General features: G+C 68.3%; 12 protein-coding genes. 6 read left to right on the top strand and 6 right to left on the bottom strand.

All coding sequences use genetic code 11. The features are described from left to right. The first annotated feature begins 44 nt into the window (after window positions 1-44). The 5 genes from ACWPW1_RS11315 to ACWPW1_RS11295 all read left to right on the top strand — a co-directional run bounded on the left by ACWPW1_RS11315 (window position 45) and on the right by ACWPW1_RS11295 (window position 5392). Window positions 45-947 carry a LysR family transcriptional regulator gene (locus tag ACWPW1_RS11315; RefSeq protein ID WP_454252940.1) on the top strand — a complete coding sequence of 301 codons (903 nt, stop codon included), beginning with the start codon at window positions 45-47 and terminating at the stop codon, window positions 945-947. A 141-nt stretch (window positions 948-1088) separates the two neighbouring features. Then, entirely contained in the window at window positions 1089-2552 is a 1464-nt protein-coding gene (locus ACWPW1_RS11310) for an NAD-dependent succinate-semialdehyde dehydrogenase (RefSeq protein ID WP_313648136.1), read from the top strand. Between the two features lie 143 nt (window positions 2553-2695). Beyond that, a complete protein-coding gene (gene gabT / locus ACWPW1_RS11305) occupies window positions 2696-3985 on the top strand; it encodes a 4-aminobutyrate--2-oxoglutarate transaminase (protein WP_454252939.1) in 1290 nt (429 codons plus the stop codon). A gap of 196 nt (window positions 3986-4181) precedes the next feature. After that, on the top strand, window positions 4182-4871 hold the full coding sequence (locus ACWPW1_RS11300) for a hypothetical protein (RefSeq protein ID WP_454252938.1): 690 nt from the start codon (window positions 4182-4184) through the stop codon (window positions 4869-4871). Window positions 4872-4900: 29 nt separating this feature from the next. Beyond that, window positions 4901-5392, top strand: a complete 492-nt coding sequence (locus ACWPW1_RS11295) for an Lrp/AsnC family transcriptional regulator (protein WP_007161776.1) — start codon at window positions 4901-4903, stop codon at window positions 5390-5392. A 53-nt stretch (window positions 5393-5445) separates the two neighbouring features. On the opposite strand, the gene ACWPW1_RS11290 is transcribed toward ACWPW1_RS11295, so the two are convergent. Then, window positions 5446-6159: a cupin domain-containing protein gene (locus tag ACWPW1_RS11290; RefSeq protein WP_454252937.1), complete on the bottom strand. Its 714-nt coding sequence runs from the start codon at window positions 6157-6159 to the stop codon at window positions 5446-5448. A 231-nt stretch (window positions 6160-6390) separates the two neighbouring features. Between ACWPW1_RS11290 and ACWPW1_RS11285 the strand changes: the two genes are divergently transcribed. Next, a complete protein-coding gene (locus ACWPW1_RS11285) occupies window positions 6391-7317 on the top strand; it encodes a 2-hydroxyacid dehydrogenase (protein ID WP_454252936.1) in 927 nt (308 codons plus the stop codon). Between the two features lie 18 nt (window positions 7318-7335). Here ACWPW1_RS11285 and argE read toward each other — a convergent pair whose 3' ends face one another. Genes argE through ACWPW1_RS11260 form a run of 5 tightly spaced genes read right to left on the bottom strand, consistent with a single transcriptional unit; the run spans window position 7336 to window position 13187 of the window. Continuing rightward, entirely contained in the window at window positions 7336-8487 is a 1152-nt protein-coding gene (gene argE, locus ACWPW1_RS11280; protein WP_454252935.1) for an acetylornithine deacetylase, read from the bottom strand. Next, entirely contained in the window at window positions 8484-9644 is a 1161-nt protein-coding gene (locus ACWPW1_RS11275; protein WP_454252934.1) for an NAD(P)/FAD-dependent oxidoreductase, read from the bottom strand. Before ACWPW1_RS11275 ends, argE begins: the two co-directional genes overlap by 4 nt. Next, window positions 9641-11056: an FAD-dependent oxidoreductase gene (locus ACWPW1_RS11270; protein ID WP_454252933.1), complete on the bottom strand. Its 1416-nt coding sequence runs from the start codon at window positions 11054-11056 to the stop codon at window positions 9641-9643. Before ACWPW1_RS11270 ends, ACWPW1_RS11275 begins: the two co-directional genes overlap by 4 nt. Next, entirely contained in the window at window positions 11041-11346 is a 306-nt protein-coding gene (locus ACWPW1_RS11265) for a (2Fe-2S)-binding protein (RefSeq protein ID WP_059314807.1), read from the bottom strand. The genes ACWPW1_RS11270 and ACWPW1_RS11265 overlap by 16 nt, the downstream gene beginning before the upstream one ends. Beyond that, window positions 11343-13187, bottom strand: coding sequence for an ABC transporter ATP-binding protein (locus ACWPW1_RS11260; protein WP_313648129.1), 1845 nt, complete (start codon window positions 13185-13187; stop codon window positions 11343-11345). Before ACWPW1_RS11260 ends, ACWPW1_RS11265 begins: the two co-directional genes overlap by 4 nt. Between the last annotated feature and the right edge of the window lies 1 nt (window position 13188).

Raw genomic sequence — 13188 nt, 5'->3', positions numbered from 1 at the left:
GCGTCTGGCCGGCCCTCTCCGGCGTCGTGAGGAAAACCCCGCAGATGGATCGTTGGCAGGCGATGCGCGTGTTCGTAAAGGTGGCCGAAACCGAGAGTTTCGCCCGTGCGGCCCGGGAACTGCACCTGAGCGCCCCGGCGGTGACGCGCCTGGTGGCCGGCCTGGAGGCCCTGGTCGGCGCCCAGCTGCTGGTGCGTACTACCCGTTCCGTAAAGCCCACCGAGGCCGGTGCGCGCTATCTGCAGGATTGTCGGCGCATCCTCGGCGAGATCGCCGAGGCGGAGCTGGCGGCCGCGGGACACCAGGCCAGGCCCTCGGGAACCCTGGCGATCACCGCGCCCATGTTGTTCGGGCAACTGCACGTGCTGCCCCTGGTGCTGGACTTTCTCGCTCGCTATCCGGAGATGCGTGTCCGTACCCTCTTCGTTGATCGCCAGGTCAATCTCCTGGACGAAGGCATGGACGTCGCCTTGCGCATCGGCCAGCTGCCGGACTCGGGTTTCACCGCCGTCCAGGTCGGCCGCGTGCGGCGGGTGGTGTGCGCCGCCCCTGCCTATCTGGACGCCCAGGGCATTCCCACCACGCCGGCTGCGCTGCGCGAGCACCGCATCCTCGCCTGCCAGGGGGCCTGGGCGTCGCCGGAATGGCGTTTCGCCCAGGGTCAACGGGTAGTGGTGGATCCGCTGCTGCTGTGCAACACCAACGAGGCCGCCATCGCCGCTGCCCGGGCTGGATGGGGCCTTACCCGGGTGCCGCACTACCAGATCGCCCCGGCGCTGGCCGACGGCTCCTTGCGCCTGGTGCTCGAAGCCCATGAAGAGGCGCCTCTGCCGGTGCATCTGGTCTATCCGCAAGGCCGTCAGGCGGCGGCCAAGGTCAGACTCTTCGTTGCGCTGGCGGCGGCCGCGCTGCGTGCCGATCCGCTGTTTGGCGAAATGCCCGGTTGACCAAGCCGGATAGCCGCCGCACAAACTGCGGCCAGGGCGCGCCGAACGCGTTCTCCCGCCGCTCGCATGGGGCCAATTCGGCATCCGCCGCCGCCGCCGCTCCCTAGACTCAGGGCCTGACCTGCCATTGGGAGCGCCACCATGCCGCTGCACCTCGATCTTCAAGACCCCCGCCTGTTCAAGGAATCCGCCTATGTCGACGGCCACTGGATAACCGCCGACAACGGCGCCACCTTCGCCGTGGAAAACCCTGCCACCGGCGAGACCATCGCCCAGGTAGCGGCCCTGGAGGCTGCGGAAACCGCCCGGGCCATCGCCGCGGCGGAAGCGGCCTGGCCAGCCTGGCGCGAGCGTCCGGCGGCCGAGCGCGCGGCGTTGCTGGAGCGCTGGTACGCCCTGATGCTGGAACACCAGAACGATCTGGCCCTGCTGATGACCCTGGAACAGGGCAAGCCGTTGGGCGAGGCCCGTGGCGAGATCGCCTATGGCGCCAGCTTTGTCAAATGGTTCGCCGAAGAAGCCCGGCGCGCCTATGGCGATATCCTGCCCGCCCCGGCGCGCGATCGCCGTGTGCTGGTGCTCAGGCAGCCGGTGGGCGTCGCCGCTGCCATCACCCCGTGGAACTTCCCCAACGCCATGATCACCCGCAAAGCCGCGCCGGCCCTCGCGGCCGGCTGCCCGGTGGTGATCAAGCCCTCGGACCTCACCCCGCTCTCGGCCCTGGCGCTCGCCGAACTGGCCGACCGCGCCGGCTTTCCGCCCGGCGTATTCAATGTGCTCACCGGGATGCCCGCCGGCATCGGCGGCGAACTGACCCGTAATCCGGCGGTACGCAAGCTGTCCTTCACCGGCTCCACCCGCATCGGCCAGCTGCTGCTGGCGCAATGCGCGGCCACGGTGAAGCGCACCAGCATGGAACTGGGCGGCAACGCCCCCTTCATCATCTTCGACGATGCCGACCTGGACCTGGCCGTCGCGGGGGTGTTGCAGAGCAAATTCCGCAACGCTGGCCAGACCTGCGTCTGCGCCAACCGCATCCTGGTACAGGACGGCATCCATGATCGCTTCGCCGAGCGCCTGGCCGCCGAGGTCGCCAAGTTCAAGGTGGGCAACGGCCTGGAGGCCGGGGTGACGCTGGGTCCGCTGATCAATCGCCAGGCGGTGGACAAGGTGGCCCGCCACGTCGACGACGCCCTAACCCAGGGCGCCAAGGCCCTGTTCGGTGGCCTGCCCGGCGGCCGCGACCAGTTCGTCGCCCCCACGGTGCTGACCGGCGCCACGGCGGACATGCTGCTGGCCAGCGAGGAGACCTTCGGCCCGGTGGCGCCGCTGTTTCGCTTCCGCGACGAGGCCGAGGCCCTGACCCTGGCCAATGCCACGCCCTACGGCCTGGCCGCCTACTACTACACCCAGGATCTGCGCCGCGCCTGGCGGGTGGGCGAACAGTTGGATTTCGGCATGGTGGCGCTCAACACCGGCACCCTGTCGATGGAAGTCGCCCCCTTCGGCGGCGTGAAGCAGTCGGGACTGGGCCGCGAGGGTTCGCACCTGGGATTGGACGAGTACCTGGAGGTCAAGGCCTGGCACCTGGGCGGGCTCGACTGAAATCCCACGGCGGCGAGCAACCGAAAATGCTGTCACCCCTGATCAAAACAGCCGATCGCGATGCGGGGGCCGGCAACTTCAGCGTTACCGACCCCACGGCCTGCGTAGGCTGGAACTCTCGCCCCCGCCTGGAGTATCGCTGCATGAATTCCGCTGCCAAAGCCACCGAACGTCTGTTGGGTTATCGCGAACAAGGCGTTCCCCGCGGCATCATCACCGCCCACCCCGTCGTGGTGGCCCGCGCCCAGGGCAGCGAAGTCTGGGACGTGGATGGTCGCCGCTACCTCGATTTCGTCGGCGGCATCGGCGTGCTCAACGTCGGCCACAATCACCCGCGGGTGGTGGAGGCCGTCCGCCGCCAGGTCGGGGAGATCTCCCACGCCAGTTTCCAGGTGATGGCCTACGAGCCCTACCTGGAACTGGCCAGCCGCCTCAACACCCTGATCGGCAATGGGGAGGCCTACAAGACGCTGCTGCTGACCTCCGGGGCCGAAGCGGTGGAGAACGCCATCAAGATCGCCCGTGCCCATACCAAGCGGCCGGGGGTGATCGCCTTCCGCGGCGGCTTCCATGGCCGCACGCTGCTGGGCGTGACCCTGACCGGCTTCGCCCAGCCCTACAAGCAGAACTTCGGCCCCTTCCCCGGCGACATCTATCACGCGCCCTACCCCGATCCCTTCCACGGCGTGGACACCCAGCAGGCCCTGGCCGGCCTGCGCGAAGTGCTCGCCACCCAGGTCTCCCCCGACCAGGTGGCCGCCATCCTGATCGAACCGGTACAGGGCGACGGCGGCTTCCGTCCGGCGCCGGTGGAATTCCTCCAGGGGTTGCGCGCGCTGTGCGACCAGCACGGTATCGTCCTCATCGCTGACGAGATCCAGACCGGCTTCGGCCGTACCGGCAGCCTCTTCGCCTTCCAGCAGACCGGCATCCAGCCCGACCTGGTGACGGTGGCCAAGAGCCTGGCCGGCGGCCTGCCGCTCTCCGGGGTGGTCGGTCGCGCCGCCATCATGGACGCGCCCCTGCCCGGCGGCTTGGGCGGTACCTACGGCGGCAACGCCCTGGCCTGCGCCGCAGCGCTGGCGGTCCTGGACATCTTTAAAGAGGAGGACCTGGTCGCCCGAGGGGTCGCCCTGGGCGAACAGCTGCGCAGCGGTCTGCTCGACCTGCAGCGCCGCCATCCGCGTATCGGCGAGGTCCGCGGCCGCGGCTTCATGCTGGCGGTGGAGATGGTCGGCGCGGACGGCAGGAGCCCGGACGCCGCCCTCGCTCAGCAAGTAATCGAGGGCGCCCGTCAGGCCGGATTGCTGGTGATCAAGTGCGGGGTGGAGCGCAACGTCATCCGCTTCCTGGCGCCTCTGGTCACTACAGAAGCACAACTGGCTGAAGCCTTGCAGATGTTCGGCCAGGCCCTCGCCCAGGCCAGTGCCTGAGAAGTTGCTCACGATCTCGCGAGCTAGAGCCAAACAAGGCGAAAAGGCCTGAGAAAGCGCAGTTTACAAGTGGTAAATGAGCATTTCGAAGGCGTTTTCAACGAAGTTTGGCCGACGCGCAGCAGATCGTGAGCGGCTTCTGAGGTCGAACGTAACGCCGCCCGGCCCCACTGTGGCGGCGAAGGGGAATCCGACCATGAGAATCACGCGTTACCAGGCCATAGGCTTTTCCTGCTACGGCACCCTCGTCGACCGTGAAGGGGGCATCCTCGAAGCCCTGCGCCCCCTCGTGGCGCAGGCGGGGCTGAGCACCCATCCCGACTGGCTGCTCGGCAGCTATCACCGCCTGGCCCGCGAACTGCGCCAGACAGCACCCACTGCCAGTCAGATCAGTCTGCATCTGCGCATTCACCAGCGACTGGCGCAGGAGTTGCAACAGGAAGCAGACCTGGATGCCAGCGTGGCTTTTGGAAACGCCACGGCGTGCTGGCCGGTGTTCGAGGATGCTCCGGGCGCGCTGCAGTACCTGAGCAAGTTCTATCGATTGGTGTTGCTGGCCTCGCCCGATGACGGCGAGGCGGCAGCGATCACGGCGCGGTTGCCTGAGGTGTTCGCCGCCGTCATACCCAACCGGGGTGGCGATCTGCGCCTGGCGCTGGATGGCACCCTGGAAGAACTTGGCCTGGTGCGTGGGGACTTGCTGCCGGTAAGAGGCAGCGAACCGGACGATCCCTGGAACCCCCTGGTGGATTTTCCGCTGTGTACCCTGCGCCGTGATCGCTCGCGGCCCTGGAACCTTTCGCGGCAGGCCCTGGATGGCACGCGGTGCGAGTACGCAAGTCTCGCCGATCTGGTACACGCCCACCAGACCGCCCTGCGTGCCTAGCCTGCCGTTCACGATTGCGAGGAACGACGATGGACGCCGCAACAAAACTGGATCGCATCGACATCAACATCCTGGTGCAGCTGCAGAAGGATGGCCGGATGACCAATGTCAGTCTCGCCGAAGCCGTGGGCCTCTCTCCCAGCCCCTGCCTGCAGCGGGTCAAGCGCCTGGAGGCGGCCGGCTACATCAGTGGCTACGAGGCCCACGTCAACCTCGCCAAGATCGCCAACTCGGTGACGGTGTTCACCGAAGTCACCCTCTCCGACCACAAGCGCGCCGACTTCGTGAAGTTCGAGTCCTTCATCCGCGGGGTCGATGAGATCCTCGAATGCCATCTCATCAGCGGCGGCTACGACTACCTGCTGCGCTTCATGTGCAGCAGCATCGGTCACTACCAGGAGCTGATGGAATCCATCCTCGACCGCAACGTCGGCATCGAGAAGTACTTCAGCTACATCGTCATCAAGTCGCCGGTGGTCAAGAACGCCCTGCCGCTGCGCAGTCTGATCAAGGCGGGCTAGTACTTCGCACCTCGACGCTCCGCCAGCACCCCTGCTGCCGGAGCGCGCCGTTCCTAGCGCAGGATGCAATAGAGCTTGCGCACCGTCTCCTGGCTGTCCCAGGCCATGGGGGTCTCCGCGGGTACCAGCACCGCCTCGCCCGCCCTGATGCTGCAGGGCGCTTCACCCTCGACGGCCAGGGTCACCGAGCCGGCGTAAAGCAGCATCAGTTCGCAATGGGGATTGGTCACTGCCTTGCGCACGTAGCCGGTGCATTCCCACATTCCTACCCGCAGGGCGCCGCCGCCGCTTTCGAACAGATCGCAGCCCGTGGCAGTGGGCGCCGGGCTGAGCAGCACGCTGGCGGCCGGTGGCGGCGAAGGCTCACGCACGGCGGCCGGGTCCAGCAGTAATGGCGCCGACGGCATCGGGCCTTCGCTGGCGCGGCCGGGAAAGGCCATGAACAGGCGGCGTAGCTCGCCACTGTGGCGCCAGCGGCAACTCAGGTCACGCGGCAGGATGAAAGCATCGCCGGCCTTGAGCTGCAGGCCGCCACCGGCCCACTCCAGCTGCAACTCGCCCGCTTCGAGAATGCTCACTTCCACCCAGGGAAAGTCATCCAGCTGGCAATCGGCGGAGTGGCTGGTGGCGCTGCCCATGACATAGCCCAGGCGGCCGTCGTGCAAGTGCAGTTCCCGGCCAGCGGCCAGGGGATCATCGTGCAGGGGTTGCAGCGCGCGCGGCAACTGGCGGTCATTGGGCGGTTGGCAGTAGTGCAACAGGGGCATGGCGAATCCTCACGACCAGAGGCGCGGCGGGCGTGCCGCGGACAGGGTCAGTATCGACCGCCAAGACGGCCGGGTTATGGCGTTTCCGTCGCGACGCAGCACAGAAGCTGCCGTTTTTCCCAGATGCGGCGCAGTTTCCGCCGCACCACCGATCATGACGGCGACGCCTGGGATTTCAGGACAAACTACCGCCCCCTTGCGCCATCCTTGAGCTTTGCCGGAGACCTTCCCATGACGCTGCTCTACAAGGCCGATCCCGAACGCGGCCAGGCCTGGCGCCGCCTGTTCCAGGAACGCGCGCCCGATATCGAATTTCGCCAGTGGCCGGAGGTGGGCAACGCCGACGAGGTCCGCTACCTGGCCTGCTGGCAACCACCAGAAGACCTCGCCAGCCGCTTTCCCAACCTGGAGGTGTTGTTCGCCACCTCGGCAGGGGTCGATCAGTTCGACCTGAGCCTGCTGCCTGCCGACCTGCCGGTGGTGCGCATGCTCGATCCCGGCATTGTCGCCGGCATGGTGGAGTACGCGACGCTCATGGTGCTGGCCCTGCATCGCCAGCTGCCGCGCTACCTCGACCAGCAAGGTGCGGGGCGCTGGCAGGAACATGCCTTGGTGACAGCGGAGAACAGACGCGTTGGGGTGCTTGGCCTTGGCCAGATCGGCCAGGCGGTGCTGGAGCGCCTGACGAGCTTTGGCTTCGCGCTGTCGGGTTGGTCACGATCGCCCCATGAGCTGCCAGGGGTACGCTGTCATGCCGGCGCCGAGCAGCTGCCTGCCTTTCTTGCCGACTGCGAGATTCTCATCTGTTTGCTGCCGCTGACCCGGGAGACGCGTGGAATTCTCGATGCCGAACTGTTCGCCGCCCTGCCTCGTGGCGCCAGCCTGATCAACCTGGGGCGTGGCGCCCAGCTGGTGGAGGCCGATCTGCTGGCGGCGCTGGACAGCGGTCAGCTGAGCCAGGCGGTGCTGGATGTGGTGGAGCCGGAACCGCCCGCGGCCGACCATCCCTTCTGGCAGCACCCGCGCATCTGGCTGACACCCCACGTGGGCGCCATGACGGTGCCGGAAACGGCCTTCACGGTCTTGCTGGAGAACATCCGCCGCCACCAGCGCGGCGAGCCGATGCGTGGGCTGGTCGATCGGCAGCGGGGGTATTAGCCGAGGCTCGGGGTGGCCTTAACCCAAGGCCACTCGCAACCGTCCGAGCAGGGCATCGCAGGCTTCCAGCTGGCTGATCTCGACGTATTCATCGGGCTTGTGCGCCTGTTCGATGCTGCCAGGCCCGCAGACCACCACCGGGGTATCCAGACGATTGGCGAAGAGGCCGCCCTCGGTGCCGAAGGCCACCTTGAGCTGCGCCGTCCCCGGCTCGACCAGGGTCTGCAGGAAGCGCACGGCCTCGACGCTGGGATGGGTATCCAGTCCGGGATAGGCGTTGACCGTCTCGATCTCGATGGCGGCCTTTGGCGACAGCTGCCGCGCCTGGGCGACCAGGGCGTCCGCCGTGTCCTGCAGCGTGGCCACCAGGCTCGCGGGATCGTCCACCGGCAGGTGGCGGATCTCGAAATCCAGGGTGCAGAGATTGGGCACGATGTTCAGCGCCTTACCGCCGTCGATCCGGCCGACATGCAAGGTGGTGTAGGGAATGTCGTAGGCCGCGTCACGGGCGCCCTCTTCCGCCAGGCGCCGCTGGCTGGTGCGCAGGGCCGTGACCAGATCGCTGGCCAGGTGGATGGCGTTGACGTGCTGCGGGGCTCGCGAAGAGTGCCCTTCCTGGCCATGGCAGTGAGCCCGCAGCGCCGCCTTGCCCTTGTGGCCAAGGGCGACCTGCAATTGGGTGGGTTCGCCGACGATGCAGAGGAAAGGCCGCACGGGTGCCAGTTCCAGCACCTCCAGCAGTCGCCGTACGCCGACGCAGCCGATCTCCTCGTCGTGGGAGAGCGCCAACTGCAGGGGTCGTTTCAGCGGTTCACCACGAGCGGCATCCAGCAGGGCGACCACCGCGCAGGCGACGAAACCCTTCATGTCGCAGGCGCCGCGCCCGTAGATCCGACCGTCTTGCAGGGTGCCGGCGAAGGGTGGCAGGGTCCAGGCCTGGCCTTCCACCGGCACCACATCGGTATGCCCGGACAACAGCACCCCGGGTATGTCGGCAGGCCCCACGCTGGCGTAGAGATTGGCCTTGCGGCCGCTCTCGTCCAGCACCAGCCGGCAGGCGATATCGGCCGCTTCCAGCAGCCCCTGCACATGCCTGATCAGCGCCAGGTTGGAGTCGGCGGAAACGGTGGGGAAGCCGATCAGGGTGCGCAGCAGATCCTGGCTGTTCATCCGGCAAGGCTCTCCTGGCGCGGTTGCGCGAAACGGGCCACATCGAAGGCCGCCAGGGGGGTGTCGGTACGGCCGGTGGCGATCAGCTCGGCCATGGTGTCCCCTACCCCCGGGCCGAGCTGGAAGCCGGCGCCACAGAAGCCGAAGGCGTAGTAGAGGCCCTCGACCTGGCTGCTGGGGCCCATGATCGGCAGGTCGTCAGCGATGTAGCCCTCGACCCCGCTCCAGGTACGGATCACGTTGACCCGCCCCAGGGCCGGCGCCAGGCGGCGCAGCTGAGTGAGCTGATTGAGCAGGCCGTGGGGTTCGGCGCGGGCCAGACGGGTGTCCAGATCCGGCCGGGTGCGGAAGCAGCCGCCGAAGATCACGTTGCCCCGCGGGATCTGGCGGAAGTAGATGGTCTCGCTCACCAGCGGCGAAGACACGCCCACCGCCTCCCTGAAGACATAGGGCAAGGGCTCGGTGACCCCCATTTGCGGGCCATGGGTCTCGATGGGCACCGGCTCGCCGAACTGGCTCGACAGCCGGCTGCCCCAGGCACCGGCGGTGATCAGCAGCCGTGGCGCCTGATAACGGCGGCCATCGGCGGCCTGCACCAGGAAGTCACCGTCCGGCTTGGTGACCTGGGTGATCTCGACCCCTTCCTGGAGATTGACGCCTTCGCGCACCGCAGCGCGAGCGAACGCCGGGGCGGCCAGGCGCGGATTGGCATGGCCATCGTGGGGCGCATAGGAACCTGCCACCACCTCGGGCCCCAGGTAAGGGAATTTATCGTGCAGCGCCGCGCCTTCGAGCACCTGAAGTTCCAGGGCGGCGGTCTCCGGCGCCTGTGCATACTCGTGCAGCATGGCGATGCGCGACGGATCGTAGACCACCCGCAGATGACCGCCTGGAATGAACTCCAGATCATCTCCGATAAGCTCCGGTAGCCGACCCCAGACCCCCCGCGAGCGCGTGGCGAGCGCTACCTGACTCAGGTAGCGCCCCTGACGGCGGACATTGCCGAAATTGGTGCCACTGGCGAAGCGCCCGACCTGATCACGCTCCAGCAGGAGCACCGACAAGCCCCGGCGACGTAGGAAAAAGGCGCTGGCGCTGCCCATGATGCCGGCGCCGACGATGATGACGTCGGCCTGGTTGGCGGCATTCTGGCTCATGATGAAACCTCCTCTTCGCTGGTAATGATCCCCAGCGGCAATGGCCGGACCGGCGCCTGGCCACGCAGGCGGCCGACGGTCTCGACCGGCACCCCGGATTCGGCGGCGATGATCTCCGCACCGGCCTGGGCGCAATAGCGACCCTGGCAGCGACCCATGCCGACGCGGCTGAAGGCCTTGGCGCGATTGGCCTCGCGAGCGCCCTTCTCACGAACCACGGCGCGCAACTCGCCGGCGGTGATGCCTTCGCAGCGGCAGACCACCGCCGTGTCCGGCAGGCTCGCCATCTGCCTGGCCGGCCAGGGAAAGGCTTCCGCGAGGCCCAGGCGAAAGCGCTCCTGCACCGCCAGGTCCTCGCGGCAGCGCTCGGCGAGCCCCGTGGGCAGCGTCAACTGGAGGTCCGCCAGCACCGCGCAGGCGGCCAGTCGGCCGGCCAGCTCGGCCCCGTCGGCGCCGCGCACCCGGGCGCCATCGCCCGCGGCATAGACGCCCGAAGTGGAGGTTCGCCCCTCCCCATCCAGTTGCAGCACCCATTGGCCAGTGGCCCGCTCGAACTCGAAGGCGCAGCGGGCCAGGTCGGCCAGCTGGGTTTCCGGACGCAGGTGGTAGCCCAGCCCCACGGCGTCGCCGGCCACCTCCTGACGCAGTCCGCGGGCATCGGCGAAGGCCACGCCACGCACGCCCTGCTCGGCATCGCCCAGGATCTCCAGCGGGGTGACGCCCAGGTGCAAGGGCACCCCGGCGCGCTTGAGCGAGGCCATGAGCTGCACGCCCTTCCAGGCCACACCCGGGCGGGCCAGCAGCTTGGGGGTGGCAAGGGCGCGCAGGCGCAGGGGCGCGGTATCGAGCACCGCCGCCACCGTGGCCCCGGCCTGCTGATACTGGCTGGCGACCAGATAGAGCAAGGGACCGCTACCCACGAAGATCACCCGCCGGCCGATGGACACCGCCTGGGCCTTGAGGGCGATCTGGGCGCCGCCCAGGGTATAGGTGCCGGCCAGGTTCCAGCCCGGTACCGGCAGCAGGCGGTCGCTCGCGCCGGTACAGAGCACCAGGGCGTCGAAGTCCAGGGTTCGCTGGCGATTGCCCTGCACCGTGTAGAGGGTGCGCTCGTGCAGATGCCAGGCCAGGGTGTCGGGGCGGTAATCGAGGCGTCCGCGCAGGCCGTCGAAGGTGCGGTGCAGGTCCTCGGCCTTGGCCGCCTCGCTGCCATAGAGGGTGGCATAGGCCCGCTGGAAGCCCTCGGGCTGGCGACGATAGATCTGACCGCCGTCGCGCCGATTCTCGTCGATCACCACCGGGGTGATACCGGCGGCCAGCAGGGTCTCGGCGCACCGCACACCGGCCGGACCGGCGCCGACGATGACCACCCGGGGAGTGCTCTTGCCCGGTTGGGCTAGGCCAGATTCCATATGGCCTCCGGTTGCGCGGTGAGGATCTGCAGTCCTTCGCGGACCTCGGTGCCGCAGGCACGCAGGCGCTCGCCCTCGGCGGTCCACACCCAGCAATCCTGACAGGCGCCCATCAGGCAGAAGCCGGCACGGCGCTCGTCACCGAATTCGGAACGCCGCAGCGCCGGGCCGTTGGCGAGCAAGGCGACCATCAGGGTATCGCCGGCCAGTGCCGTGACCGGCAGGCCATCGACGGTGAGACTGACCTGCGGCCGGCCGGTTTCGGCGAGTCGCTGGAAGCGGGAAGTCATGCGCGAACTCCTTGGGAATGCAGCACGGCGCCACCCTGCAGACGTTGCAGGGTCTCGCCATCATGGTGACAGAGGATGCGGTTGCCGCCGGCCAGCGTCTGGGGTCGTGGCGGCACCCGGTCGCAGCGCCCTTCCAGCCGTACCGGGCAACGCTGCAGGAAGCTGCAGAGGCGTCCGCTGGCCGGAGCCGACGAGGCCAGGGGCAGCAGCGTGCGGACCGGTTGTTCTTCCAGCCAGCCCTGGCGCAGCGCGGGCACCGAGGCAGTGAGCAATTCGGTGTAGGGGTGCAGCGGCGGGTGCTGCAGTGTGGCGGGGGTGCCGAGTTCCACGGGCTGCCCGGAATAGAGCACCAGCACCTCGTCGCAAAGGCTGCGCACCGTGGAGATGTCGTGGCTGATGAACAGATAGGCCAGCCCCAGTTCGCGGCGCAGTTCGGCGAGCAGGTCGAGAATGGCCGCGCCGACCACGGTATCCAGCGCCGAGGTCACCTCGTCACAGAGGATCAGCTCGGGTTCGGCGGCCAGGGCGCGTGCCAGGTTGACCCGCTGCTTCTGGCCGCCGGACAGCTCGCCCGGTCGCCGGCTGGCCAGACTGGCCGGCAGCTGCACCCGGTCGAGCAATTCGCGAACCTTGCGCTGACGGGTAGCCTTGTCGAAGGCGTGATAGGTCTCCAGTGGACGCGTGAGGATGCGCTCCACGCTATGGGCCGGATTGAGCGCCGTGTCGGCATTCTGGTAGACCAGCTGCACCCGGCGGAACTGCTCGCGGGTGCGTCCTTCCAGGCCCGGTGGCAGGAGTTCGCCACCTAGGCGCACGCTGCCCTGGGCCGGCGGCAGCAAGCCGGCGATGACCCGCGCCAGGGTCGACTTGCCGGAGCCGGATTCGCCGATGACCCCCAGCGCCTGGCCGGCGCCGATACGCAGATCGATACCCTCCAGCACCCGATAACGCGGCAGGTCGTCGGCGCCGATGGGGCCATAGCCGGCCACCAGGTCCTTGATCTCTAGCACCGGCGCCTGGCTGTCGATGGTCGGCAGGCCACGTTCCGCCAGGGGTTCCGGCTGGGCCGCGGCCAGCAGGCTGCGGGTATAGGGATGGCGGGCGCTGGCGAGCAGCCGCTCGGTGCGGCGATTCTCATAGACCTCGCCGCCGTTGAGCACCAGGATGCGGTCGGCCATCTGGGCCACCACGGCCAGGTCGTGGGAGACGTAGATGGCGGTCACGCCACGCTCGCGGACCACCTGCTTGAACACCCGCAGCACCTCGATCTGGGTGGTCACGTCCAGCGCCGTGGTGGGTTCGTCGAGGATCACCAGGGTCGGATCGGTGATCAGCGCCATGGCCGCCATCAGCCGCTGCAACTGACCGCCCGAGACCTGGTGCGGGTAGCGCTCGCCGATATGCTCCGGATCCGGCAGCGCCAGTTCCTTGAACAGTTGCAGGGCGCGCGCCTCGGCCTCCTGCCGGGTCAGCACGCCGTGAATCAAGGCGCTTTCGATGATCTGCGCCATCAGCCGTCGTGACGGATTGAAGGCCGCTGCCGCGCTCTGGGCGATATAGGCCACGGTGCGGCCACGCAGGTGGCGCAGGCCGCCGGCGTCCAGCTCCAGCACCTGGGTGTCGCCCACCCGGATCGAGCCGCCGGCCAACCGGCATCCCGCCCGGGCATAGCCGAGCATCGAGAGGGCAATGGTGGTCTTGCCCGACCCGGATTCGCCGATCAGCGCCAGCACCTCGCCCTTGGCCAGGCTGAAGCCGACGTCCTTGACGATGGGGGTTTCGCTGCCGTCCTCGTTCTCCGCGACCACGCGCAGGTCCTTGACCTCTACCAGGAGCACCATC

Source organism: Pseudomonas sp. Marseille-Q7302 (assembly GCF_965111925.1).
Note: the sequence above shows the minus strand (reverse complement) of the source record. Positions and strands in the feature narration are given on the sequence as shown.